This window comes from Dendronalium phyllosphericum CENA369, assembly GCF_016056275.1.
Classification (GTDB): Bacteria; Cyanobacteriota; Cyanobacteriia; order Cyanobacteriales; family Nostocaceae; genus Dendronalium; species Dendronalium phyllosphericum.
This window is the reverse complement of record NZ_JAECZA010000317.1, coordinates 1-24,848: the sequence shown is the minus strand read 5'-3', so window position 1 is coordinate 24,848 and position 24,848 is coordinate 1. Positions and strand designations below refer to the sequence as shown.

Annotated in this window: 24 protein-coding genes and 1 CRISPR repeat array; of the genes, 5 read left to right on the top strand and 19 right to left on the bottom strand. The window is 37.7% G+C overall.

What is annotated here, in order from left to right; translation table 11 throughout:
• The first annotated feature begins 583 nt into the window (after positions 1-583).
• Positions 584-814 (top strand): hypothetical protein, encoded by a 231-nt coding sequence (locus I8752_RS36090; RefSeq protein WP_214436942.1) that lies wholly within the window; start codon positions 584-586, stop codon positions 812-814.
• A 297-nt stretch (positions 815-1,111) separates the two neighbouring features.
• Positions 1,112-1,432: a CRISPR direct-repeat array (repeat unit 36 nt; unit sequence CTGCTCAACGCCTAATGGCATCTAATGTTGAAGCAT).
• A 276-nt stretch (positions 1,433-1,708) separates the two neighbouring features.
• Here I8752_RS36090 and cas5 read toward each other — a convergent pair.
• The 12 genes from cas5 to I8752_RS36030 form a co-directional block, all read right to left on the bottom strand.
• Positions 1,709-2,341, bottom strand: a complete 633-nt coding sequence (gene cas5 / locus I8752_RS36085; protein ID WP_214436941.1) for a type I-MYXAN CRISPR-associated protein Cas5/Cmx5/DevS — start codon at positions 2,339-2,341, stop codon at positions 1,709-1,711.
• A gap of 1 nt (position 2,342) precedes the next feature.
• Positions 2,343-3,341: a DevR family CRISPR-associated autoregulator gene (locus I8752_RS36080; protein WP_214436940.1), complete on the bottom strand. Its 999-nt coding sequence runs from the start codon at positions 3,339-3,341 to the stop codon at positions 2,343-2,345.
• Between the two features lie 57 nt (positions 3,342-3,398).
• Positions 3,399-4,931, bottom strand: a complete 1,533-nt coding sequence (gene cas8a1 / locus I8752_RS36075; protein ID WP_214436939.1) for a type I-MYXAN CRISPR-associated Cas8a1/Cmx1 — start codon at positions 4,929-4,931, stop codon at positions 3,399-3,401.
• A gap of 17 nt (positions 4,932-4,948) precedes the next feature.
• Positions 4,949-5,617 (bottom strand): type I-MYXAN CRISPR-associated protein Cas6/Cmx6, encoded by a 669-nt coding sequence (gene cas6, locus I8752_RS36070; RefSeq protein ID WP_214436938.1) that lies wholly within the window; start codon positions 5,615-5,617, stop codon positions 4,949-4,951.
• A gap of 160 nt (positions 5,618-5,777) precedes the next feature.
• Positions 5,778-6,725, bottom strand: coding sequence for a TnsD family Tn7-like transposition protein (locus I8752_RS36065; protein WP_214436937.1), 948 nt, complete (start codon positions 6,723-6,725; stop codon positions 5,778-5,780).
• A gap of 4 nt (positions 6,726-6,729) precedes the next feature.
• On the bottom strand, positions 6,730-8,418 hold the full coding sequence (locus I8752_RS36060; protein ID WP_214436936.1) for an ATP-binding protein: 1,689 nt from the start codon (positions 8,416-8,418) through the stop codon (positions 6,730-6,732).
• Positions 8,402-9,145 carry a Mu transposase C-terminal domain-containing protein gene (locus I8752_RS36055; RefSeq protein ID WP_214436945.1) on the bottom strand — a complete coding sequence of 248 codons (744 nt, stop codon included), beginning with the start codon at positions 9,143-9,145 and terminating at the stop codon, positions 8,402-8,404. The genes I8752_RS36060 and I8752_RS36055 overlap by 17 nt, the downstream gene beginning before the upstream one ends.
• A 168-nt stretch (positions 9,146-9,313) precedes the next feature.
• Positions 9,314-10,819, bottom strand: coding sequence for an integrase catalytic domain-containing protein (locus I8752_RS36050; RefSeq protein ID WP_214436935.1), 1,506 nt, complete (start codon positions 10,817-10,819; stop codon positions 9,314-9,316).
• A gap of 21 nt (positions 10,820-10,840) precedes the next feature.
• Entirely contained in the window at positions 10,841-11,659 is an 819-nt protein-coding gene (locus I8752_RS36045; protein ID WP_214436934.1) for a TnsA endonuclease C-terminal domain-containing protein, read from the bottom strand.
• Positions 11,660-11,796: 137 nt separating this feature from the next.
• Positions 11,797-13,689: a glutamine--fructose-6-phosphate transaminase (isomerizing) gene (gene glmS, locus I8752_RS36040; RefSeq protein WP_214436933.1), complete on the bottom strand. Its 1,893-nt coding sequence runs from the start codon at positions 13,687-13,689 to the stop codon at positions 11,797-11,799.
• Positions 13,690-13,890: 201 nt separating this feature from the next.
• Complete coding sequence (psaC, locus tag I8752_RS36035) at positions 13,891-14,136, bottom strand: photosystem I iron-sulfur center protein PsaC (RefSeq protein ID WP_012411495.1); 246 nt, start codon at positions 14,134-14,136, stop codon at positions 13,891-13,893.
• Positions 14,137-14,708: 572 nt separating this feature from the next.
• Positions 14,709-15,572: a GGDEF domain-containing protein gene (locus I8752_RS36030; RefSeq protein ID WP_214436932.1), complete on the bottom strand. Its 864-nt coding sequence runs from the start codon at positions 15,570-15,572 to the stop codon at positions 14,709-14,711.
• Positions 15,573-16,356: 784 nt separating this feature from the next.
• On the opposite strand from I8752_RS36030, the gene I8752_RS36025 reads away from it, so the two are divergent.
• The 4 genes from I8752_RS36025 to I8752_RS36010 all read left to right on the top strand — a co-directional run bounded on the left by I8752_RS36025 (position 16,357) and on the right by I8752_RS36010 (position 18,124).
• Positions 16,357-16,572, top strand: coding sequence for a hypothetical protein (locus tag I8752_RS36025; protein WP_225896133.1), 216 nt, complete (start codon positions 16,357-16,359; stop codon positions 16,570-16,572).
• Positions 16,573-16,824: 252 nt separating this feature from the next.
• Positions 16,825-17,007 (top strand): hypothetical protein, encoded by a 183-nt coding sequence (locus I8752_RS36020; RefSeq protein ID WP_214436931.1) that lies wholly within the window; start codon positions 16,825-16,827, stop codon positions 17,005-17,007.
• 157 nt (positions 17,008-17,164) lie between these two features.
• Positions 17,165-17,572, top strand: coding sequence for a DUF4112 domain-containing protein (locus I8752_RS36015; protein ID WP_214436930.1), 408 nt, complete (start codon positions 17,165-17,167; stop codon positions 17,570-17,572).
• Positions 17,573-17,647: 75 nt separating this feature from the next.
• Positions 17,648-18,124 (top strand): nuclear transport factor 2 family protein, encoded by a 477-nt coding sequence (locus I8752_RS36010; protein WP_225896132.1) that lies wholly within the window; start codon positions 17,648-17,650, stop codon positions 18,122-18,124.
• 253 nt (positions 18,125-18,377) lie between these two features.
• Here I8752_RS36010 and I8752_RS36005 read toward each other — a convergent pair whose 3' ends face one another.
• From I8752_RS36005 to kdpB, 7 genes are all read right to left on the bottom strand, one after another.
• A complete protein-coding gene (locus tag I8752_RS36005; protein WP_214436929.1) occupies positions 18,378-18,650 on the bottom strand; it encodes a GlsB/YeaQ/YmgE family stress response membrane protein in 273 nt (90 codons plus the stop codon).
• Positions 18,651-19,154: 504 nt separating this feature from the next.
• On the bottom strand, positions 19,155-20,615 hold the full coding sequence (locus tag I8752_RS36000; protein ID WP_214436928.1) for a hypothetical protein: 1,461 nt from the start codon (positions 20,613-20,615) through the stop codon (positions 19,155-19,157).
• Between the two features lie 114 nt (positions 20,616-20,729).
• Entirely contained in the window at positions 20,730-21,086 is a 357-nt protein-coding gene (locus I8752_RS35995) for a hypothetical protein (protein WP_214436927.1), read from the bottom strand.
• Positions 21,087-21,232: 146 nt separating this feature from the next.
• Positions 21,233-21,394, bottom strand: a complete 162-nt coding sequence (locus I8752_RS35990; protein ID WP_214436926.1) for a hypothetical protein — start codon at positions 21,392-21,394, stop codon at positions 21,233-21,235.
• 235 nt (positions 21,395-21,629) lie between these two features.
• Positions 21,630-22,274, bottom strand: coding sequence for a K(+)-transporting ATPase subunit C (gene kdpC, locus I8752_RS35985; RefSeq protein WP_214436925.1), 645 nt, complete (start codon positions 22,272-22,274; stop codon positions 21,630-21,632).
• Positions 22,274-22,546, bottom strand: a complete 273-nt coding sequence (locus I8752_RS35980) for a potassium-transporting ATPase subunit F (RefSeq protein WP_214436924.1) — start codon at positions 22,544-22,546, stop codon at positions 22,274-22,276. The genes kdpC and I8752_RS35980 overlap by 1 nt, the downstream gene beginning before the upstream one ends.
• A gap of 117 nt (positions 22,547-22,663) precedes the next feature.
• On the bottom strand, positions 22,664-24,796 hold the full coding sequence (gene kdpB / locus I8752_RS35975) for a potassium-transporting ATPase subunit KdpB (RefSeq protein WP_214436923.1): 2,133 nt from the start codon (positions 24,794-24,796) through the stop codon (positions 22,664-22,666).
• Positions 24,797-24,848: the final 52 nt, after the last annotated feature.

Here is a 24,848-nt window from a genome sequence, read left to right as displayed (position 1 = left end):
TCTTTAAACAGGTCTTTGTACTCTGCACAATATGCATCTACGAGCGCAACTGTTGGCTGGGCATCCCTTGGCAGATGTTTCAGGATTTGTAATTCTACATCCATTGCTCTACTTACCTTGTAGAGTTCTATTTTTCCTTTATTCTATTCATTCTATCCGGAAAGTGACAGAAGAGGGGTAACTCTTGAAGTGTAATTTTTGGACTTGTATTGCCACTTCTAATGTGATAAGGAGCAATAACACTATATAAAATTTCATCTGGATAGGGTTGAGGGAAAAAACTCACCATATAGTCTTAAAAAATAGCCAAATCATCTGGCAGATTTTTATTAATTTGAATTAGATAACCAGCAATTAATGATGGCCCATGAAAAGTAAGCCGTTTAGATGTTGATAAGCCAAACGGTGCAATTAGTTACTTATATGCCAATACGATGATTATTTAGGCATTACACAATACCTATATTATCTAACCAAATTAGGCATTACACAATACCTAAACTGTTGGAAAAAGTTTTAATGTTTAACTTAAAGTGCTGAATGTGTTTACTATGATTGGGAGGAATGTAAAAACTAGACGGCAATGGGTAAGAAAGGGCAAAAAGGTCAAAAAGACATACCAGAACTGTACGATGAGGTGAAGAAACGAGTTAACCTAGCCCTAACTCCTACCGGGATTGAAGGATTAGATGCGATTGCCGACAGCATAGATTTAAGTCGGTCTGAGTTGGTGGAGAGAATTGGGAGAAACCTGATTCCGGTCAATGCGAGTTCTCTGACCCAGGAGGATCAGCAAGTAATAAAAAAGCCTTAACCGAACTGATTGCTCTTTACCGTGAACGGTTAAGCACTCAGGATGTGTCTGTTGATGATAGTCAAGATTTGAGCGATCGCAAATTACAAATACAGAAGCAAATTGAGGAATGGGAAAAAATTATCGCTAAAATTTCTCGGAAAGACGAGACTCAAGATGACTAGTTTTGTACTCAGTGAAAACGTATTTATATTAAACGCAAATACTTGAGCCTATCTTTTTGCTCAACACCTAACATCATCTGATAATGTTGAAGCACAGATTTTCACTTAGGACTTTACAAGGAACATAGAGCTACTGCTCAACGCCTAACGGGATCTAATGTTGAAGCACGAATGTCAGTCACATCGCTTCTATTGTGGTCAGGCTGCTCAACGCCCAATGGCATCTAATGTTGAAGCATTTAATAGTGAAGTGCTAGCAGCTTTTAGTAAATATCTGCTCAACGCCTAATGGCATCTAATGTTGAAGCATGATTGTGTCCCAGTCACTGGGATATCTGCGTTTGTCCTGCTCAACGCCTAATGGCATCTAATGTTGAAGCATTTCAAGCGAAAGAGTTTCTCCCAACACCATTTTGCTCTGCTCAACGCCTAATGGCATCTAATGTTGAAGCATAGCGATCGCCAAACTTGTTGACTTCCCTAAGCTCTACTTCAATTTTACAAGCATCTATCACTGAAGATTAGTTTAGTTGCAAAAATTAATAGCTATTGATAGCACAAAGAAAGTTGTTAAAGCCCTCAACTCTTGTATTGAGAGTATTCTAGGAAATCGCAAGCATCTTGGATGCATATAAAATCCCTAAAAGGCTTGTCAAATAAGAAGACAAGACTATTACTCATGGTATTTAGATTTCCCAAGCAAAGGTACTTGCAAAATTAAATAATAACCCTAATTACTTTGAACTGAAGTCCAAGATAATTCAGGTGGTTGCAATACTTGGCATTCCTGAAGCTCGTAACGCAGCCATCGCGTTCCTCGCGAACCTACGTGGTCTATCCAATAAGGTAAAGTTAGCAACCCATGTTCATCCTTGATTAACCACCGCATTGATTCTGCATAGTAGTTTTTTGGTAAGAGGGTAATATCATTTACTAAATCCCGACTTTCACCTAAACATAGTCCACCAAATCTATTAATAGAAGCTGGGTTAGTAAATGCCTCTTCTAAACGTTGCACTAAATTGGGTTTAGCTTTATCTACCCCAGCGTTTACCCAAACTACAAACTCAATATTAGTTAGTAACTCCTGGTAATCAGGTTTATTATTTTTAGGGTCATGAATATTCTTCGTTTTCAATCGGTGAAAGGTACGAATGACAGTTGATTTTGCTGGTTCAGTTATAAGTGCGATCGCAAGCTTGACTCCACAGTGAGTATATCTGTTTTCTTCCCCTACAAGAGACAGTAACATTCCATATACTGTTGATGGTGGTGGTACCGAATAGGTTTCTACATACTCTCTAGCACGAGACTGGCGAAAACAAGCGATAGGGACTTCTACTTTTAAAGCAATAGTCGTCACATTATGAACTCCTCGGTGGCAATTGTAAGTCTCGTGTAATGACCTTTAGTAATTCTTCTACTACTTTCTTGACACCTGGAAACACATTTGCACCCAAATTTCCTAAATCTCTAACAATTGCTCCTCCAATCCATAATTCCCTTGGGTCAATATCTTCAGCTTCTACCCGTCTGACTAAATCTGGAACTGATATATTTCCCCATTCATCTTGTTCAAAGCAATACAAAAAACGAGGTGAGAAATCATGTGTCCAGCGTAATATAATACTATCTGGGGAAAAATCGTATAAAAAACGGGCATGATTTCCTCCCACTTCTCCAATTGAAATTAAGCCATTTAAAACTGCATTGATCCGAGATTTATCTTGGAGACTGTTAGGTGTCAACGCAAAACCATACTGATAACGAGTAGCATGAACTTCTGTTCCATAAAGAGAAGTTCGTCCTTTTGTTCCACTGACTGCATTAAAAGTAATGTTACCCGTATAGGGAATCAATGATACTGCACGAGTAACCTCTAGTACACCTCTTTTAGCGGTAACTCTCCCTTGTGGTCTTTCTCGTCCTTTGCGTTGCGAAGTTTTTTTTCCCTTGTCTTTAGAGCTTGTTGGCTCTTCATCTTGAGATACATTTTGAATTTCTCCTGCGGATGCTTCCTGGACTTGATTTCCAGATTGATCACCTGCTTCAACTCTTGCTGCTTCTGCCTGCATGAATCCTAAAACATCATCATCAATGAACCGAACACTATTAAAGTTCGTGTCTTGCCAGATATGATCGGCCAGTGGTTGTGCATTTTCATCCCAACGTCGATTTACTTCATAACCATTATTTTGCCAGTAGTACCGCAGTGCCCAACGAATTGCCTCTGCTGAAACAGTGGTATGAACTTCGCCCTTCCAGTTGATTTTTTGTAGGGTAGTGATATTACCTTCATTTTCACCTCGATTATTAGCAGCAGTACCATAAATAGTTAAAATGTTACCAAACAGATGAGACATTGAGGATTTACCTAAAAATTTAAAATCATGGATTTAATAAAATAGAAAAAATTCTAATCATTCACGAATTGTCTGAGATATTTCTGATGATTCAGTCTTGATGTTCTTACTTTTGGGATAACTAGCAATTGCAATAAAAGTTAAATCCCTAGCCATTTTCCAATTCATCATACCTGTTGTTATGGGTAGTAATTCTTCCCAGTGTTCTTCTAAAATTGAAAGTTGCCCTGCTTTGCCCCAGAATTCCGCAATAAATTTTCTAAAATTTTCAGCATTAGTACAGCGTCCTAGTTGAGATATAATTTTCGTATTTTCTCGTTCAATTTGAGCATATTCATTTTCCTTGGTTCGGGCATAAATTTTGGCGTATATTACCTTTAATGCTTCATGACAAGCTTTGATAAACAGCTTTTGCGATTCTATGTCCCATTCAGACTCTTGAATCATCATATAAATTCCTTGATTTTCATCAGCTATTTGATTAAATAAATTACTAGATGTAAGTATGTTGCCAAAATCATTCCACCAAGGCAACCCTAAACCTAAATTATTAGCAATTATTCCTTGAACCAGACTTGTAAGGATAAAATGTTGATTTTCATAGTCAATGATTCGGTAATTGGAGAAACAGCTGCGACTAAGCTTATAGTAGAAGCTCATTTTTTCCGTTAGCTCTAATGTTGCTGTTTCTGTACGAACTTTTTGCTGTTCTGACCAAATTAGCGTACCAAAAGAAAAAACCTGACATCGCTTAACACAATTTTGTTTTATCTGTATTGCTGCTTCATTAGTCAGGAATTTTAATCCAGCGTCTCTTAAGCTAGATACATGAAAATCTCTGTAACTCAAATTACTCAGATTCCAGCAATGCTGGGCGTAAAGCTCTAAATTATTTACTTCAGGGACAACCAGAATATAGTTTGTAGATTGGGGTTTGGTGTGCGATCGCAAAATAAAATAGTGGCACGCTACAGGCACAAACAATAACGCTAGTGCATACTCTGGCTTCTCTTCAAATTTGGTTTGTTTTGGAAAAGCAGAATGACGAACTACTGCTCCTGGATACAGCCAACCTACTATACCAATAGACTCTTGTAACAATTGGCCAGATTCATCACACAACTTTTTAGCAAAGTGCTGATGAGCATAAGACATAGCACTTTTGTACTCAGTCACAAATTTTCTGCCGTCAACAATTATGGACTTTAATTTTTTGTCTGAAAATTTGAAAAATTTATTGTGCTGTAAAAAAGTTCCTGTAATACCTTGATGGATTATTATTTTTCTTTCAATATGGCTTGCTTGTGGATTTAATCCTGTGAGGGAAATTAAACCCTCATCACTAATTTGAAAAGATTGCTTTAGCAACCAGTCTAAAGCTGCGAAATCCTGCCCTTCCCAGTTAAGGCTGATGCTATGGGGTGTTAGCACCCAGGTTAAATTACCAGTACGTTGAGCAGGATTCGGATATATTTGTTCCAACTGTTTTAGCGTCATCCAAAATCCTGCTATCCCTGCGCGATGTAACAAAGTAGTGCTAGAGTTGCTCAGATTTAACTGAATTTTGGAGTTAGATGTTGTATTTATCATCTGTTTTTGAACAACCGCTATCGTTTTTCGTTAACTGGTACAAAAACTCCACAACCCATTTTTTGCTTCCCGCCAATACCGTATTTTTGCAAGGTTATTGAATCTTCATCATTTAAATTCGTTACCTCCAATCCAAAACCCACAACTGTAAATTTTTTAATTTTGATACTTCTGCGTTCTGGTTTGCCATCAGCTTTGGTAGGTATACTGGCTATTCCCTGGACACCCAGTTTTTCCAGTTGACGCTGCGCTGCTGCTAAAAAACCCTTTGGTTCTTCGTAGCCTTTGATAACCACAATACGCGATCGCAATTTCTCCACCGCTTGAAGAAGATACATTTGGGGAATTTCTAAATGAATCTTATGCCTGCCAATTGTTAGTGATTTACCTGCAAACGGATAAACTAAAGGTATTTTGTCTACTGGTAGCCGAATCCGAAGCCTAGAGTGGTTATTAAGATGAAGTGAATCGTTGCCATCAGGAATGCCAGGAATAGTTTGAATGCTGAGGTCATCTAGAGAATGAAGTTTGTCCTGTAAGTGAGTCAGTGCAGCATACAAAGCATAGCCGTGGTCTATGGGTAAAGTCTGACCAATTAGACGAAAGCTTAAGTCCACGTAGATTAACTGAGGATTTAAAACCTCTGTGGCATGGCTCTGAGTTGATACGTGAAAATTATCACCCATTTATTTCATTTCTCTGAAAAATCGCTACTTCTGAGCTTAATTTATGTTGTTTCTCTACCATACTCTATTGCTACATCTTTAATCGTTATGCAATTTCAAGTAAATTAATATATTTTTTGCTAAAAAATATTTTTATATATTAAGTACTCTAACAAGTATGTTATGTAAAAAATCTTTCTACAGAATTAACTAAAAATTTTATTATCAATATATGTGTAATCCGGTCAATTACTGGATTCAAATCACAAGCTAGTAAATAACCAGAAAAATATTTGTCTGGATTCTTGATTAAATTTGGATTAATTATTTCTAGAAACTCTTGTCCATAAAAATCACAGATAGAATTTGAAAAAGATTTTTCGTTAAATCTAAAATTTCCCCCAGGTAGGAGGGTCATAAACTTTTGATTAATTAAATAGAATTGATATTGATTGCGGAGCCAAGTTAAACCTTTAAAAGGAATATTAATAGTACTTGTATTCCAAATATCATGAGCTAAGATTAATAACTTTTCTACAGTGTTATCAGCGTATTTCACTTGATTTTGATTGGTGAGACAATTCTCTGGACTCGCTGCATAATAATGGATACCCTTAGAATCAACAGCTACAGAGCTATCATGCAAAACAACTCTATGAGTTGGACAAACTAATATACCAGGTATTTGGTGAATTCGATGCCAGTATGGTTCACCATATTTCTGTGTATCTTGTTCTAGACATACAGGACAAAACTTTAAAAACTTTGTTGAATTGTCAGTAGGATGATTAGCTACTTTTGCAACCTCTAAAATAGAACCACCCAGCTTTTTCCTCATAGAGTCTTGTAATTGCCAAGCTTGCTGGGGTATTAAGAAACTTGCATAAAAAGGGTATAAAGTATGATTTTGTAGTAAATCACTAACTGTTAACTGAGAAAATAAAGACAAGTTTTTAACTAAGTAATTCAAATTATTGGTTAAAGTAACTTTACATAGTTGCTGAGAACTGTAACCAAATAATTCTAAATCAGTTTGCTTAAAGGTTTTATTGCCACTCCGTATATGATATCTGGCCAAAGCACTATATAACAGTTCATCAGGATATAGTGTTGGAAAGAAACTAAGCATATAATTAGGTGATAGTGATAAAATCCTGGACTGGATCTTTGATAATTCCTGTCGATTTCAAACCTTCATATGCACTAGTTTGATTTTTCTTTGCTTTTTCCGCAATTTGTCGAATATCGTTTATTTGATATTTTGGCTTTGCTTTTAGTGTGTGAGTTCTCACTTTCGTTACAGTAGCCTCCTGAACTTTCCCCCCCAAAGCTAGAGCATAAGCTTGTTTTATCAAAATAGGAATATCAGCATCTTCTTCGCCAGAATTAACTACTTGTGCTGCACATTCTTTGGCTAATTGTGGTTCTACATCTAATTCTAAAAGTTTAAGAATTATATGACGTTGGGTCGCTGATAAATGTCCATTCTCAGTTTGCTGTTTTTTCGCTAATCTGCTAATTTCTTTTAAATCTTTAGTTTCTAAATTAGATAAACAATTATTGTAGTATTCTGTAGTATCAATAGGAGCTATATCTTTATATTTAATCATCCATTCCTTGTCTCCAGAACGGATAGCACTTAGCATTGGTTTTACTAAAAATAATCCGTCTTTGGCAGATTGTTTAATTAAATTGGCGTTTATTGCCTCTTTCCCACCCAGTGAAATAGCTCTCCATTGAACCATTTTATAAAGTTTAATGGCAATATCAATAATTCCTTGACTTTCATCATAAAAAACATCATTAAACTCATCAGAAAAATCAGTAGATATTTTTGTCCATTGATACTCCCACATGGTCTCCATGAAAAAGTACCATTCATCATCATTTCTCATCCTGTCCCAAATAACGCTTCCTTCACCAGTTCCCCTTCTAGCATTTCTAAAATTACCTTGAAGAATTGGAAAAGCTTCATTGGTACCAATACGAATAACAGGAACTCCAATGATATTATCCATTTTTACTAAGAAATTCAGCATATCAGAGCAACTTCTTCTTGCTGTTACTAAATTTTGCATTTCATCAATCACTAAGACTCCCAAATGGTGAGTATGAGCGATTTGGGCAACTTGAGCCAGCATATAATCTTCAGAATTCCGTGATGCACCAAATTTTTTGAAATAGTTGGTTCCCAGTAACCTATCTATACCAAGAAATATATCTGTACATAAGCCTTTGAGAGAACCAGCATGAGGACAATCGACTTTTAACCAAACAATTTGGTAAGTACTGTATTCTGGATGCAGAATTACTTGAGGATATAAATTAAGAATATTAATAAAATTAGTAGATTTACCCATCCCTGATGGGCCAATTAATGTTAAACCAGATGCGGATGTGGATGTAGGAACATTTACATAAACATCTAAATTTTTACCATCTCTTGCTTTTATTGCTTCATAAATTTGTCGGGATCGGCGTGCATATTCAGGTTTGGAAATATTACGTGCTATGTAGCCCTGCATTAATAATGCACACATAACCTGCTGTAAATTTACTGTTTTATTTAAAGGTTGAAAGTATCTAGATAATCTTTCAACACAGTGAAATCGACGGTGTGCATCCAATTCCCTCTCTTCAGGCGCGTAACTGGGAAGTATTATTGCTTTTTCAATAAATTCTTCCCCAGAAAGAATTGTAGGCAATGCTTGAATCAAAGGGTTATTATTATACTCTGGTAATTTATGGTCATTATATTTAGCTACAGCAGCAGATCTACCATTTGGAATTTCAACCCAATTCCAATCATTTATCTTGTTCACGCTTTCGTTCCTCTCGCTTTTGACGAAGAATATCAAGATAATTAGGTTGCAATGATTGTGGCTGTTCTATTTTTTGACTTTCAGTATCTACAGTATTACTAGTATTTTCATTATTATTCTTTTCTAGCTCAAAGCCCTCAATTTTTCGACGTTTAGATTTTTCAGCACTTCTATTATCTCGAATACCTGCGGTTCTTTTTCTATTGCTCAGTTTATCATCTTTCGTCTCCTCGGTCATTTTTTTTGCTTTATTCACGACACTTTCAATTTCTGCCATTAAATCTACTTTCTGTTGTTGTTTTAAACCTTTATTTTTTTGTCTTTGTAACTCTTCAAAAGCCAATAAATATTCAATTTCATGTAAATTTTTATTAAAATATTTTGATTCTGATTCTAAGAGAAAACATTTCTCAAAGTTTCTACCATCAGGAGAGCGAAGATATATATAATCAGGTTTTCTAATGTCATATGAAATTTCTAATTTTTTCTCTAATCTAGAAAGAGAATTACTTCTAGCTTTCTCAAACCAAAATTCGTTTTTTGCTTTTTCACAGGTGTAGTACATTCCTTTAAATTTAATGCCACGTTCTGTAATCGTTGCGTTTTCTGTTGGCATTAAATTCAGCTTAACAATATCTTCAGGAATAGTCCTAAGTCTACCCGAACGATTAGCAATTCCCCACTGCCATAATTCTCTAGGTATGGGGAGAACATCATCAGCTATCATTGCCTCATCTCTTTCATACCCCTCTTCTGTCAGTCTCCGAAAACATTTGCCATTTCTGAATTCTAGAGCTTTTGTACAGCAAGCGATCGCGCGATTATTTTCTAATAACAAATTCAAGAGCAATTTTTTTCTAATAGTATAGGTTGTATTGATTGCCTCGTGAGACTTCTAGCAATCGCCCTCACGGAGACTGACAGAAGAGGGGTAGTTATCTAAGTAATTTTCATTGTTGTGGTAGAGAATTATTTTAATAATGATTTCAGTAAATTGCTCTATATCAAGCTTGCTATCAAGTCGATAGTCTCTTGCTCCTCTTTCCCTAAAATCTTTGTCTATATAACCTGGCACAAATGGTTTTATATGACCGTGGATGATGCCAAAATGTCTTTCTACTAAACCTTTCCAATCTGCTCGGTAGGGTGCAGCATTTTCGATACGAATACCAAGATTGGGAATTAGTGTTTCTACTGCCATGCCTGCTAACTCGCCGCGATCGCCTAAAATTGCATCAGGAATATGATGACAAGCCCATTCATCTTCTGTAATCTCAATCCCGTATTCTTTGCAAAATGCTACTTTATCACTGGCTGCATTGGCTAGAGCCATCATTGCTCCTATCCAAGAAGGGCCTTCAAACCCAACATAAACTCCTGTTATCATCCGGCTAAAAACATCGATAACTACATAGATAACAGGTCTACCAACAATCCAGTTGCGATTGTACGCAGAAACTAAGTATACGTCTGCGATCGTCGCATCTATTTGGTATCTAGAACCAGGGCCAATACTTTCCATTGTGGAGTTTCCTGTAATTGCTCTATGTTCCAGAGCATATTTTTTAGCTCCCTTACGAGAAATTATTTTCTTTCTAATGTCCCCTTGTTCAACGTCATACCAATATTTAAACTGGGTTAATGTTGGTCGTTTATCTGGAGAAATTAATATATGTTTTTTAACACCATTCTCATCATAAATAGTTTCCTCTGAATAGTAGTTTTTAATCATTAAATCATAAGCAGTTGTCAAAAAGTTTTCTTTTTGATTGTGATAAAACTTAGTAACTGCTAACCTAAATATTTTCTTATCTTCATCGGTTATATTTATACCTACACCGATGTCTGGCTCATAAGCATATTTTCTTGGTCTTCCTCTTTTTTTTTCTCCAGATGCTCTTATTTTGCCTTTGCCACCAGAATTTGCATAATCAGGTAACAGAGAATTTTTATCTTTACCTCGTTGCCAGTATCTCCTAATAATCTGATAAACGCTTCTTTCAACTAATTTTCCTTCGTTCCTATTATTATTATATTTTTCTATAACTTGTTTAATGAGTAAGCCTCGTTTATCTCGATAGTATATAGATGGTTCTTGAATTACTATAGATGAAATAATATCCCAATACTTATCTCTAATTTCTTTTTCTTTAGCAGATAAATCTTCATCTCTAACGATTCTTGCCCAAGGGTCTGTCCTCAGCTTCAATGCACGATCTTCATTAATTGCTTCTTGAATATCTGATACTTTTTTAGACACTGGAAATCCAGTTTTGATATTTATATCTATCGTAAAGGCAATGATATAGGCTTCATCAATCCAAAGAATTCTCTCGACAAAGTTGTTTCCTGATTCGTCAATCCACTCAATTAAGTCATTAACAAACAAATTATTATTCATAACAACAACCAATATAAATTTCTAGAAAATAATTTTTTGAATTTCTAGTGCTGAAATAGAACTATATATTGCGCTTGTTTGCATATCCATGATTATTTTCTTATTGGCGAGGAGATGTTTAAAAATGTAGAGTGAAGTACCTACTTCTAAATTCATCTCTTTATCTAAGCAATTTGTAATTTTATTAATACTGGAATCGCTTTCTTGCAATTTTGACCTTAAAATATTTGCGATGTTATGCAAATCATCAACATTGATTTCTGCGGCTGCTTCTAACTTATAACTAGAATGAATCCACTCAACATTCTTTACTAAAAACATGGGAATTTCTTTCTCTGTAATAATTCCCCAATCAATCCCTTTTGCTGCGTAATAACGCTTTTCTAACTCAAATTTTTCAGCAACAGATTTAATTCCTAAATCCTTAACTAGTTTGAAAGTTCGAGCTTTGTCAACTATCTGATTCCCTTGCTTCACAGATAACATAAAGTCTGTAGTTAAAACATAGGGAGTATCATTATTAACATCTTTGGGATACTCAATCCCCATTTCCGTAGCAATATTAATGGCTAAGTCTAAGTCAAGTAAAGGAAATTGCTCTCTAATATCAACAATGTTGTCTGACCACTCAAACAAATAAAATAACCGCTTCTCATGATCGGAGAACAGATGATGTTCCCGATTTGTTTTCCAACCAGGTGGTCTGGATACCCTACCCTTCGACGGAAAATCTTGAATCTTAATCCAGGGTTGATAATTTTTTCTATGACCTTGACCCCGACCTTCCTTCATGTAGCGCTCAAACTTAGCTTGCGTCCACTCTTGCTTGGTTCTAGCCATAAAGACAATCTCCTACAGGTGGAATGATACTCACCCATAGGAGAAATTGTATAACTTTATTATGCATTGTACAACTTTATTATTTATTGTACAACTTTATTATTCCTCCACAAAACTCAAGATTTCTGAATTTATTACTACTCAACAGTAACACTCTTAGCCAAATTCCTCGGCTGATCGACATCTAAACCACGACGGGCGGCGATGTGATAAGCCAACAATTGCAAAGGTACTACCGCGAGAATGGGAGAAAGTAACTCATCCACATTTGAGACGGGAAGCAAATCGTTAAAGATTTCTGCTGCTTCACCGTCTTTAACAGGAGTCACACCAATTAACCGAGAATCTCTAGCTTTAGCTTCCTGGGAATTAGAAATAACTTTTTCATACACACTACCAGGAACTGCGATCGCAACTACTGGTACTTTCGCGTCTAATAAAGCTATGGGGCCGTGCTTCATTTCACCAGCAGGATATCCTTCAGCGTGAATGTAGCTGATTTCCTTTAATTTCAACGCTCCTTCTAAGGCAATGGGGAAGTTAATTCCTCTTCCTAAAAAGATGAAATCTTGGGTTTCGGCAAACTCATGGGCTAACTGTTCGGTTAAACTTTCTTGACTTGCTAAAGTTGCTTCAATTTCTTTAGGAATCTGCCGCAACCCGTTAATAATTTCTACTAATTTATCTAATGAAACTGTCTGACGGCGGTAAGCTAAATCTAATGCCAAAGCGTAAAACGCCATTAATTGGGCGATAAAAGTTTTTGTCGCGGCTACCCCAATTTCTATTCCCGCCAGCGTACTGATAATATGCGGAACCATATGACCAAGGCTACTTTCTGGACGATTAGTAATACCCAGCAGTCGCGCTTGATATTTAGGTTCTTTTCCTTGACGGCGTTCTTTTTCCATCGCCAAAGCCGCCAAGGTATCGGCTGTTTCACCTGATTGGGTAACACCAACAATCAATGTATTTGCTGTCAGGGGTGATGGTGCGTAGCGATACTCAGAGGCATAGTGTACCTGGGTGGAAATGCCTGCTAGTTGTTCTATCAAGTGTTTTCCGACTAATGCTGCGTGCCAACTCGTACCACAAGCAACGATATGAATTTGTTCTAAGTCTGCGTACAATGATTCAGGCAAGCCAAGATTAATTGGTGACTGGTTAGAGTCGCCTAGATTATTAAAGTAAGCTTCTAAACTCGCTCTGACTACCCCTGGTTGCTCGTGAATTTCTTTCAGCATAAAGTGCTTAAATCCCTGTTTTTCCACCATCGTGGGATTTAAGTTGAGCATTCGGGGTTGTTTTTTCAACCTATCGCCAGCAAAGTTATAAATCTCCACGCCCAAAGGTGTGAGACGGGCAATTTCGCCATTTTCTAGCGGTAGTACGGCACGGGTGTAGGAAACAATGGCTGGGGTATCAGAAGCACAGAAAAATTCTCCTTGACCAAACCCAATTACTAAAGGCGCTTGTTGGCGAACAACGATAAGTTCATCAGGATAGTCCGCAGAAATAACTGCGATCGCAAATGCCCCCTCTAGGTGGTTAACAGCTTGGCGAATTGCCTCTAGCAGGTCAGAAGGACTAAAGGACTGAGGAACTGAGGGAGGGTTTTTTAAAAATTCAGCAATTAAGTGGGGAATAACTTCTGTGTCAGTCTCAGAACGAAACTGATGTCCTTTTTGCTTTAGTTGCTCGCGTAACTCGCGGTAGTTTTCCACAATCCCGTTTTGTACCACCGCAATTCGCATCGCCGTATCCATGTGGGGATGGGCATTGTACTCCTCTGGCTTACCATGAGTCGCCCAGCGAGTGTGACCGATACCAATTTGAGCGGGAGTTTCTACTTGTTCGAGTTTAGAACGCAGGTTATGCAGTTTGCCCTTTGCCCGCACGCAATTAACTTCACCTTCCCAAACAGTCGCAATGCCAGCAGAATCATACCCCCGATATTCCAGTTTTTCTAACCCAGCCAATAAGATTTCTGTCGCCGCTTGAGTGCCTATGTATCCAACAATTCCACACATTGCTCGCACCACTCCTAGTCAGGATTATTAAATCTAGTATAGTTGCCAGCACAAAAGTGATTGGGGACTGGGTACTGGGTATTGGGAACTGGGATAATTCCCTAGTCCCCAGTCCCTAGTCTCCAGTCCCCTTTTGACGATGCTATAGGAGCTTGCTATTGAGACACCTAACGGCGAAATCAGGAATTTAGAGTAAATTCCTTAGTAAGCTAGACCCATACTGCGAGTCGTTTCAGCGCCCAGGTAAACCCGGATGCTCAAAAAGTCGGTGGGGCAAGCAGTTTCACAACGCTTGCAGCCTACACAGTCTTCTGTACGGGGTGAAGAGGCAATTTGAGCAGCTTTGCAGCCATCCCAAGGAACCATCTCCAGTACGTCAGTGGGGCAAGCGCGGACGCATTGGGTGCAACCAATGCAGGTATCGTAGATTTTTACGGTATGAGACATTGAAAAAACGGCTCCTTTCGAGTGTTCTTCTCTGCGAAAGAATCATAATCAAGGCATAGTTTACCGCAGTGGCTTATGCCCCGTAAGTAAAAGGCTACATAACTTTAAACAATTTAATAGGCACTCTTAATAATTTGTTTTTGTTAGATCGCCCCTATTTCATCATAAATCAGCAACAACACTAGAACGTATTTACCTCACTGACTCTCATCAACAAAGTTAATTTGTAAAGATGTATGAAGCCAAAGCCAATCCAAAACAGTTAAACGGGAAGTTATCTCTAATACCTATTGCTTGGCAAGCATACACTGTCAAATATCATCAATTTATGACGAAATCTTAATGATTTAGCTATGGGCTGATGACTGATAACCTAACTCTTCGGACTCTTAAATAGTCAAAAGGCAATAGTGGTAAGATACCTAGCAGAATAATCGGATACTTGTATTTAGGAATGGAAAAAATTAAATATTTGATAAGGCACTGCGCTGGTTCACCGCGTCACCCTAATCTCCCCACTCAGCAACGTCAGCTCTTATAATAAGGGAGGAAACTCTACTTTACTAATAGACTCACTGCGTAGCATCCTGCAAAGTTATTGATAATTCGTGCTGCAACAAGTTCTTCCCTTGTTTTTTGGCAAAGTACATTAAATTATCTGCCTTCTCTATCATGTCGCTAACTGAATCTGGAGGCTCGCTAAAAGTAATAGCACCAATACTAAAAGTTACTGAAAAACCTTTTTGATTCATAGATTCTAAAAGAAGTCTTTGAACTCGATGAAGTACTACTTCTGCTGATTCATAGCTAGTTCGAGGTAGTAAGATAGCAAATTCATCACCACCAATTCTCGCAATGATATCAATTTTACGGAGCGTACTTTTAGCAGCCTCAGCTACTACACAAAGAAGGCTATCTCCAACATTATGCCCAAACTGGTCGTTCACTCTTTTAAAATCATCAATGTCTATATAAGCAAATGTTAAAGTTTCTTGATGCCTTAAAGCTTTATTAACTTCGTGTTTGGCTAGCTCCATAAAAAACATTCTGTTGGTTAATCCAGTTAAAGCATCAGTTCTAGCAAGTTTTTCTAGGTTATTTAATGTAATTTTAAGTTCTGTTATCAAATAATTACTAAATAGGAAAAAAGCTAAATTAACAATTGTATTCCAATAAGGTACTAAGAAATGCGAATAGTATTTTTCTGGTCTGGGATTAACCATAAACCATGTAATAGAACTAATAATTGAGATGAAAAAGCCAGTGCAATTACCTGCTACCCATGTAGCGATGCCGATAGGAAATAAATAGAAAATTGATACAGAAACATCTGGTGGTATGTAGTAATCTATCAAGCCTATTACAGCAATCAAGCAAATACTTAGGCATATTGAGAATGATTTCGGCTTTGCATCTAATATTTTGATGAAATACATATTCCCCTCAGTTTAACTGCACCATTATATGCAGTCTCTTGTGGGTGCTGAACGCACTCCTTTTCGGCTGTTTTCTCACCGAACCACATCTTGCCTGCGTTGTCAATCCTTTTGCTTACTTCTAAACTACCGCGATCGCATAATAGATAATTAGTTTTTGCCGCGTTGCTAATAAATAATAGTATAGCTTCGTAAATAGACTTACCAGTTTTGCGAGTAATAAAAAAGATGAATTGCAGCAGACTTTGAGAAACGTAACAGCTAACGAATCACAATGAACTCTGCAATTTGCTCTAGCCTTACCCCGTGTTTGTCGGTGTAATATTCTTTGAATTTATATTATCCGATCGGGTAATATACGGCTGACTGAGAGTGCGATCCCTTCGCAAAATCAACAATAAAAGAGGATTGCCAGTGTATTATGCTGTAATTTCATCAAGCTTGACAGATACGATGCGATCGCAGTCCAGATTTCTTCGACGTGTAGATGCAAAGCAGTCACAGGACGGAATGTCACTTCCTAAGCTGTGGGAACCCTGTACCGATTTACATTAGTGCAAATAACTTCTAATTCGAGTTTATATCATATCCTAGCTTTTGACGTATAAAAGCCTTACAAATCGATGCATATTAATTCAGTAGTGTTACGATGGCAGCATCTTAAAATGCCTATTTAACATAGCAAAATATATTTTTACACCTCAACATTGTAAAATCTATTTTACAGACATACTTAGAAAAAGAGATTTGGATACTAATAAGAGATAAGTGGTATTTCGCTACAGTGATTGGAGTTTGGGATGACTTGTTATGGTTTAAGCACAGAACCTACAACAAAGATACAGAGGAGGATACTTTGTGGGAAATGGTTGTAAAAATTAGTGAAATAATTGCTATTGATAAAGTTCAGTCTGTTGTCAGTAGAAAGCCAGACATTTTTATATCAAAACTATGGGAAATTGAAAAAAGTACAAATACTCATCAAGAACCTGAAAATTGATAAATTGCTATCAATTTGTAAATTGATATTCGACACTAGCATATACTCATTTCATCAGTTGAGATACTAACAGTGATGCCACCGCAGATAATTTTAAATTAATCTGCGGTGGTAGATAATTTTTTGTAAGGTTCGCCAAGTACGTAAGATTTGGATCGGTCGTTACACTACCAGTTTTACTGTTTTTAGCCAAAATGAAATTTAGTGGTGCAATATATTGCACTTTGATATAGCTAAATTCTGAGGCGAACTATGTTTCCTTTTTGGGGTAATTCCTGTTATGGCGGCGAACCTATTTCGCGTAAAGCTCGTCTAGAGCGTAAATTAAAATTCTTGACTTGGATGCAAGATGATTTAGAGTCCAAGCTGGCTGGAGTTAATGCTGCTATTAATACCATTCGGCAACAAATAGAAAGCGAAGACGCAGCTGCTTAGAATTTGATTTGTTCGGAGACGCGCCATAATAACGCGTCTCTGTAACAGTCAATATCTATGTGTCACATTATTTTTTCTAATTGCTTGTTCTTTCTCACGATACAAGACAAATAACTGATAGTAGTGCAATCTAAAAGTAGTGTAAATATCGTAAATTATGGACGCTGCCAAACGCCTTGTTACTCTCAATCGTATTCGTCAACTCAGCCGTCTGATGGATACATCTATACGTATTCCCTTGCTTGGTTTTCGGATTGGATTAGATCCGATTATTGGACTGGTTCCTGGTGCTGGCGATTTGATTAGTACAGCGTTTTCAGCTTATATCATTTTTTTAGCTACTCGCTTCGGCATTCCACAGCGAGATTTAGTAAAAATGATTTTAAATGTTGGTTTGGAAACAGTCGTTGGTACTATGCCTTTAGTAGGCGATTTGTTTGATGCTTACTATAAGTCCAACATTCGTAATTTGGCAATTTTAGAGCAACATCTCATGGCAGTTGAGCCAGAAATAGAAAAATCCGTATCTGAAATTTTCTCTCGTGAGATTAGCCAAGTTAAATAGGAAAGTGAAAGGGGTAAAGGATGAGATATGAATTTACACTTTTCCTTTTACCCCTAGCTTCACAACAATATTAAAATGAAAAATCAAAATATAATTTTGAGTAAAATCCTTATCTTAGGATTAATATTAGTGAGCTTTTTTTGTATATCTGCATTTACTAATCAACAAAACATGAATAATCTAGAAGATATTAGAACATTAGTTGAGAAAGCCAAAGAAGCTTGGGTTGCTCAAGATGCTAATGCTCTTGTAAAGTTGTTTACATCAGATGGTGAAATTATTGTCCCAGGACAAAAATGGCAGGGACAGGAAAGAATCCGAGAAGAAATCAATCATTTTGCCGAGCAATATTCAGATGTGAAAATAGATATCAAGCGGATTATTATTGAAAATAATCAAGCCGCAGTTGAGTGGTATTATGAAGACACTGAGAAAGAGACGGGTCATCGCAATCAAGCAGATGACGTTATTGTTATTGATTTTAAAGACGGTCTTATTAGTCGATGGCGTGAATATTTCGACACAGAAACACCAATTCGTAATCAGATATAATTGACATATAGCAGTCTTAATTTCATTTATATGTACCTTTATTCTGTTTCCTGTTCTCTACCTCAAAAAATAATTTCATAAATCGTTTAGGATTACTATATTTTTTGTTATATCAAATAAAAAAAGATTAATTATTAATAACAACAGCGCTTACCTAGCTTAGAGGTAAGCGCTTTTTTTGATTAAATTCAGGGATAAAAATAGTTAAAATCGATTCCCTGAAGTTTATTATAAAAGACTGTAATTAAAATTGCTATACAGCATTGCGACGGGTCAGCAAGTTCCACAAGAACACAGCGATCAGTGCACCAACAACTGCTAAAATAATACCAGGAATACTAAGGGTAGGAGCAGCTAGTGCAAAGGTTCCTGTATTGAAGAAAACACCTAAACTACCACCAACAAAAGCACCGATAATTCCTAGTACGATTGTTCCCAAAATTCCGCCACCTTGATGACCGGGATAGATAGCCTTAGCGATCGCACCAGCAATTAGACCTAAAACAATCCAAGCAATAATATTCATTGTTAGTTAATTTGATAAATGTTTTTCGTTGAACAGTTATATATTAAAGATTTAGTTATGGATCTTTAATCTATCAATAGAAATAATTATAGATATCCTTGAGGAATACTTTAATTGATATTAAGTTTTGTGACATACGTGGCATAAGTAGTCAAAAAAAAGCTCCTAGATGGTCTAAAACTAGGAGCTGATAAATTCATTGCTTGGTAATTGCAGTATAGGCATTTATATTTATCCGTATCCTCTACTAGAAGAATTAAGCTGAGTTGAAAATAGGGACAGAGGAGTAATAATTCTCTGTAATCCTGCAACAACTCGAACTCCATTTACCTCACAGGTGTAGTTGTTTTACGTTTTGCCCGAAAAACGCTGACTTGAGGTGTATGGGTATAGGGAATGATAGAACTATGATTGTCTAGTTATTTTTAGAGTCCTTAATCATTGCTTGGCTAAAAACCTACACTTTTTTAACTTTTGTAAATGTATTATTTCTAAAAAAACTATTTAAGCTACTATCTCTGTAACTTTGTTGACACTTCTCGACTTAACCCTACTATTTTTAACTCTGATTTGTGGAAGATTTTTCTTATCTTTGTATAAGTAACAAATTTCAACAAGAGTTGGCCATATTTCGAGAGAAGCATGAAATTGACTAATAACATCATCGACTATTCTAGAGACATTTTGCTGAAAAAAGTCGGGTTCAAAACCATAAAATACTCTTGATAAATTATTAGCAAACAATTGGAGTGACTGTTTACGTTCCTCATTTTGCGTAGATAAAGAGGCTTGAACTACCTGGCTATGGATAGCAGAAACTTTTTCTAGAATTTCCTCAGAATCTAGTAAAGTGACTTCACCAGAATAATCAAATTTAATACTCAAGTCATCAAGATGATAAACACTATCCTTAATTTTATTTTTTAGCAGGCTACAAATCTCTTCATTAAATATTTCGCTAGCTAGAGGATTACGCATATAGTTATTCCGAATATGGTTTTGCACAGCATCAACGTGTGCAGCTACAATACCCTCTTGCTGTATCCAAAGCCTGTAGATATAATCCTCAAATCTGAGCCGAGTTGGAAAAAATGGTGGCAATCCTAATTGATTATCATATCCAGCAACACCACAATCCATTCTCCAGTTTTTATTAGTAATTACAGGTCTGAAATTAGTCAGGATATAAAAATCATTCAGGTCGTTTGGACTAATTTGGTTTTCATCATTAAGATACATATGTACGAAGTCAATTGTATCTATATCGTTAGTTCCTGTCCGAAATGTCTGGGCAATTTTGACAACAGCATTATTTAAGACTCTTCCTCTTTGCAGTAAAAGAGAGTTTTCTATAAAGTAACCCTTTGTCGTATTGGTTTCTAAGTTCATTGCTGTATCAATTAAAAATTCTCCAGTCTCGAAGTTTGCTGGTGCATGACTGGCTCTTTTACCCAATACATCCTCAAAAGCAGTGAGTAAGTCAAAAGATTTATGGATATAACCATCTTGTTGATTAGATTTGACGAGTTTACCTCGACATATTTCATCTCCTGATAAAGACTCCGGACTAGTTTCTATAAGTGCATCGGGTCGCATATCATCATCTGCGCTCACCATTAAATGTCCAAGAGTATACATTAGGGTGAAGTTGCGGTTTCCCCCATAACTAGGTCTGAATAAGTTTTTGACAAGTGACTCTAGCTTTTTATCACGTAGTCTCTCGTTTAAGAAAGTAATAAACTGTTCTTTTTCATGGGGGCCAACATAAAATACATCGTTGACTGTTTTAGTTTGTTCCAGAAGCGGATAGTATTTCTCGTAGTTGGCAAGACTGGAATCATCAAAGACCATAATTTTTACAGCATGGCCGTTTGCCCAAAAATTCTCATCATATTTTTCAATAGTCTGTGCTACATCCCTTAACCGATGAGTTGGAATCACAAATACTGTTTCTTTCTGTCTCATAAATACCTTTATTTTTTTTTAATTAAACTGTCAATTTTCGAGTTAATGGGAAAAATTTAAAGAATGATATTTTTACATTCCAACTAATACATTTTTTTCAAAAATCGCTGAATACTAAGGAGACTTATTCCAGATTTTTTCTAAAATTTCAATCTGCTTTGTTATTTGTGGATTCATATTTGACTCTTTGTCAGATATCTTCTGAAATCTGTCTAAATTTGTAACTTCTCGGATGATTTCTATTTTCCGATTATAACGCTGCTTCTTGTTCTTTCTATATCCTATCAAACATCCCAAAATGAAACCAATAATCATGAAAATAACAAAAATTCCAGCAAAAGAGTTGATGTTTTGGTGAGTTTGACTTACTGATTTTGGCTGAGGATAGTGAGCAATTTGAGGAGCGAACGCAACAACAGCAGCTTGTTCAAACTGAAAGATTTTAAGGTTCATGACTGCTTCATTATTCATAGTACCAAACTTCTAAAATTCAACTACAAATCTATATCTAAAAACTCAGTAGTTAATCTTATAATTATTGATGCTTGGTTTGTAAAATTCCACAGAATAGCAATATGGATTACTCCTTAGTTAAGTTGCAGGATTGAAATAGTGTGCTAGTAGAGGCGACCATTTCCACCAGAGCGATCGCCTAGAGTTTCCTTGGCGATATTTCTCTCGCCATTAGCTTTTCGTCTCATACCACCGCGTTCGTGTTGCAGCAGATTTGGTTCTTGAGCGTCAGTTACAAAAATGCTGTCTGCTAGCAAGGGAAACATTTTCTGTCTCCATTCCAAAATAAAAAAGGCATAGATAGATGTTGAGAACATCCACAAAATGAAGGACAAACAAATAAATCTTGTAATTTTTATCTGGGGACTAATTTCAGTTTTTCTGGACAAAAAATCACAATTCATAAATACATGAAAATTGATATCAGATTATGAGGGCATCTTTAGACAAACTTAGTATGAGTAATCTAGACTCATCAAAAGTTATAGTTAGCAACTATTACTAACTTGCAGACTTGAATTTATCTAAAGCGAGATTTAGTTTTAAGACGTTCACCCCTGGTTCCCCGAAAATACCGAGAAAGCGATTATCAGTGTTTTGGGCAATCAAAGTTTCTAGCTGTTGCGCTTGGAGTCCTCGCGCCTTGGCAACGCGAGTTATTTGTGCTGCGGCAGCTGCGGGGGTAATGTGGGGGTCAAGGCTGGAACCAGAAGTGTAAACCAAATCGGCAGTAGGTTGCACGCCCGCTGTTTTTAGACGATTCAAATCACCTTCCACGCGTTTTTTGGGGTCAGGGTCATCTTTGCCTTTGATGCGTTCTAGTAATGCTGGGTTACTGGGGGCTAAGTTGCTAGCACCGGAAACCCCTGTTTGCAAAACTTTAGCATCATCTTTTTTCGGATCGGCAGTACTATAGCTAGTGGTACTGGGGCGACTGTTAAAGTAGCGATCGCTAGTGAAAGTTTGACCAATCAAAGCAGAACCTACGACTCGACCTTGAGGATCTTTAATCAAACTGCCATTTGCCTGGGATGGAAATACAATCTGTCCAAAAGCAATCATTACAAACGGATAAATAATCGCTCCTATTACCCAAAGTACCAAAGTAGAACGAATTGCTCTGCTAACTTCACGTGCAAAACTCATTAGAATTTCTCCGGTATAAACATCACAAAAAATAAATAAATCGAAAGACTTAGTGTCACTAGTCCCAAAAGTCCCACAGCCCAAGCTTGAGTCCGGGAAAACTGTTCGCCAGTGGCAGCGTAGACTAAAGGCGCAACCACGAGGTTGAAGCACATCGCCAGAAATAAATACAGCGGCAGCTTTTGTTTGCGCCATTGAGTCCATATTTCAGTTATTCCTGCAAGTACTTGCACAGAGACTTGAGGTAAAAGAATGTGTAAAGTGGGTTTCATAACAATTTTGAGTAGTTAAGTAAGTGGACAAACTTAAATGTAAAATGCTAATCTTTGAAACCTGCTACTGTTGAGGTTTTCCCTTCTGCCTTCTGCCTCCTGCCTCCTGCCTTCTAGTTAAGACAAAGGCAAGATGACATCGATGAATTTGATTGCGATGAAAGGTGCAATGATGCCGCCCACACCATAAATCAAGATGTTACGTCGCAATAATTGATCTGCTGTCAAGGGACGAAACTTAACTCCTTTCAATGCCAGGGGAATGAGTATCGGAATGATGATGGCGTTGTAGATGAGTGCAGAGACGATCGCAGATTGAGCGCTTTTTAGTCCCATAATATTTAATGCGCCAATACCAGCAGCCGCAAAGATAGTCGGAATAATGGCGAAATATTTAGCGATATCGTTGGCGATGGAGAAAGTTGTCAATGCGCCACGAGTAATCAGCAGTTGTTTGCCAATAGTCACCAAGTCAATTAATTTGGTAGGGTCAGAATCTAAGTCAACCATGTTGGCAGCTTCTTTGGCGGCTTGCGTTCCAGAATTCATTGCCAAACCCACATTTGCTTGCGCCAGTGCTGGTGCGTCGTTAGTACCATCCCCAGTCATCGCCACCAGCTTACCTTCTGACTGTTCGCCGCGAATGACGCTAATCTTGTCTTCTGGTGTGGCTTCGGCAATAAAATCATCAACTCCTGCTTCTTTGGCAATTACCGAAGCTGTAATTCGGTTGTCACCTGTGAGCATAATAGTTTTCACGCCCATCCGCCGCAGTTGGTCAAATCTTTCTGGCAAACCGGGTTTTACCATGTCTTTCAGGTAGATGACACCATAAATCTGGTCGTCTAAGCAGACCGCCAAAGGTGTACCTCCCAGACGGGAAACTCGCTCATAGGCTGCATCTACATCCTGGGGAATATGACCGCCACGGGAACGAACAAATCCTTTGATTGCATCCACTGCCCCTTTCCGCACTTGCTGGCCGTTGGGTAGGTTAGTGCCGCTCATCCGGGTTTTGGCAGAAAACTCCACACCTTCTGCTTTACTAGTGTTAAAGTCTGTTTCCACCGGATAATTGTCTGCTAACTTGACAATTGACCTACCTTCTGGAGTTTCATCAAAGACACTAGCATCTCTGGCAACTCGCGCCACTTCTTCGATAGAGTAACCATTCACGGGAATAAATTCATCAGCCATACGGTTGCCTAAGGTGATAGTGCCTGTTTTATCTAGCACCAGCGTGTTAATGTCACCGCAAGCTTCAACTGCCCGTCCAGAGGTAGCGATCACATTAAATTGAGCAACTCTGTCCATGCCAGCGATACCGATCGCACTCAGTAAACCACCAATAGTTGTGGGAATCAAAGCTACCAACAGCGAAATCAAGATGGCGACACTAGCACCCGCACGTAAATTGTTACCTGCATCCGCACCAAACACAGTACTGATAAAGCTGGCAATGTAATTAACGAAGGGGGGCATGGTTGCGACTACAATCAAGAATACCTGTGTTAGTACTGCTAGCAATACTGTCAGGGCAATTTCATTAGGAGTCTTGGTACGTTCTGCACCTTCTACTAAAGAAATCATGCGATCGATAAAACCCTGACCGGGATCGGCAGTAATCCGAATCGTCAACTCATCTGAGAGTAGGCGCGTTCCTCCTGTCACCGAACTAGCAATATCTGTACCTGGTTGTTTGAGTACCGGAGCAGATTCCCCAGTAATGGCAGACTCATCCACCGAACCAATACCCTGAATGACATCGCCATCAGCGGGAATCATGTCATTGGCAATAACTTTTACTAAATCGCCCCGCCGCAATTCTGTAGAATTGACTTTTTCAATGATGCCATCGGGCAAGACTTTACGAGCAATAGTATCCGATCGCGTCGCTCTTAGAGAATCTGCCTGAGCTTTACCGCGTCCTTCAGCAACAGCTTCCGCAAAGTTGGCAAATAAGACTGTAAAAAAGAGAATGAAGGTAATCAAACCGTTTAACAGGCGTTGCTGATTCACATCTACCTGTAATGTGCCAAATAAATAGGGGTCGAGAGTTACTAGAAAAGTGACAATTGTCCCCACCCAAACAATAAACATGACTGGGTTTTTGACAGCTGTTCGGGGATTGAGCTTAATGAATGATTCTTTAATCGCTCTTTGGTACAGTCCCCGCATGTCTGCCTTCGGGGTGTGTTTGCGCGAGTCACGAGTTCCGGTTATACGGGATGGATTAGTTTTGGTATTCATAGATTGGGGAGATGGGAGGAGAAGGGAGACAAGGGGCAGGGGGAGCAAGGGG

Bases quoted from the DNA above. Each gene is read 5' to 3' on its own strand.
- I8752_RS36090 (WP_214436942.1), top strand. From the start codon at position 584: ATGGGTAAGAAAGGGCAAAAAGGTCAAAAAGACATACCAGAACTGTAC.
- I8752_RS36080 (WP_214436940.1), bottom strand. From the start codon at position 3,341: ATGTCTCATCTGTTTGGTAACATTTTAACTATTTATGGTACTGCTGCT.
- cas8a1 (WP_214436939.1), bottom strand. From the start codon at position 4,931: ATGATAAATACAACATCTAACTCCAAAATTCAGTTAAATCTGAGCAAC.
- cas6 (WP_214436938.1), bottom strand. From the start codon at position 5,617: ATGGGTGATAATTTTCACGTATCAACTCAGAGCCATGCCACAGAGGTT.
- I8752_RS36065 (WP_214436937.1), bottom strand. From the start codon at position 6,725: ATGCTTAGTTTCTTTCCAACACTATATCCTGATGAACTGTTATATAGT.
- I8752_RS36055 (WP_214436945.1), bottom strand. From the start codon at position 9,145: ATGATAGCTGATGATGTTCTCCCCATACCTAGAGAATTATGGCAGTGG.
- I8752_RS36050 (WP_214436935.1), bottom strand. From the start codon at position 10,819: ATGAATAATAATTTGTTTGTTAATGACTTAATTGAGTGGATTGACGAA.
- I8752_RS36045 (WP_214436934.1), bottom strand. From the start codon at position 11,659: ATGGCTAGAACCAAGCAAGAGTGGACGCAAGCTAAGTTTGAGCGCTAC.
- glmS (WP_214436933.1), bottom strand. From the start codon at position 13,689: ATGTGTGGAATTGTTGGATACATAGGCACTCAAGCGGCGACAGAAATC.
- psaC (WP_012411495.1), bottom strand. From the start codon at position 14,136: ATGTCTCATACCGTAAAAATCTACGATACCTGCATTGGTTGCACCCAA.
- I8752_RS36030 (WP_214436932.1), bottom strand. From the start codon at position 15,572: ATGTATTTCATCAAAATATTAGATGCAAAGCCGAAATCATTCTCAATA.
- I8752_RS36020 (WP_214436931.1), top strand. From the start codon at position 16,825: ATGTTTCCTTTTTGGGGTAATTCCTGTTATGGCGGCGAACCTATTTCG.
- I8752_RS36015 (WP_214436930.1), top strand. From the start codon at position 17,165: ATGGACGCTGCCAAACGCCTTGTTACTCTCAATCGTATTCGTCAACTC.
- I8752_RS36010 (WP_225896132.1), top strand. From the start codon at position 17,648: ATGAAAAATCAAAATATAATTTTGAGTAAAATCCTTATCTTAGGATTA.
- I8752_RS36005 (WP_214436929.1), bottom strand. From the start codon at position 18,650: ATGAATATTATTGCTTGGATTGTTTTAGGTCTAATTGCTGGTGCGATC.
- I8752_RS36000 (WP_214436928.1), bottom strand. From the start codon at position 20,615: ATGAGACAGAAAGAAACAGTATTTGTGATTCCAACTCATCGGTTAAGG.
- I8752_RS35995 (WP_214436927.1), bottom strand. From the start codon at position 21,086: ATGAATAATGAAGCAGTCATGAACCTTAAAATCTTTCAGTTTGAACAA.
- I8752_RS35990 (WP_214436926.1), bottom strand. From the start codon at position 21,394: ATGTTTCCCTTGCTAGCAGACAGCATTTTTGTAACTGACGCTCAAGAA.
- kdpC (WP_214436925.1), bottom strand. From the start codon at position 22,274: ATGAGTTTTGCACGTGAAGTTAGCAGAGCAATTCGTTCTACTTTGGTA.
- I8752_RS35980 (WP_214436924.1), bottom strand. From the start codon at position 22,546: ATGAAACCCACTTTACACATTCTTTTACCTCAAGTCTCTGTGCAAGTA.
- kdpB (WP_214436923.1), bottom strand. From the start codon at position 24,796: ATGAATACCAAAACTAATCCATCCCGTATAACCGGAACTCGTGACTCG.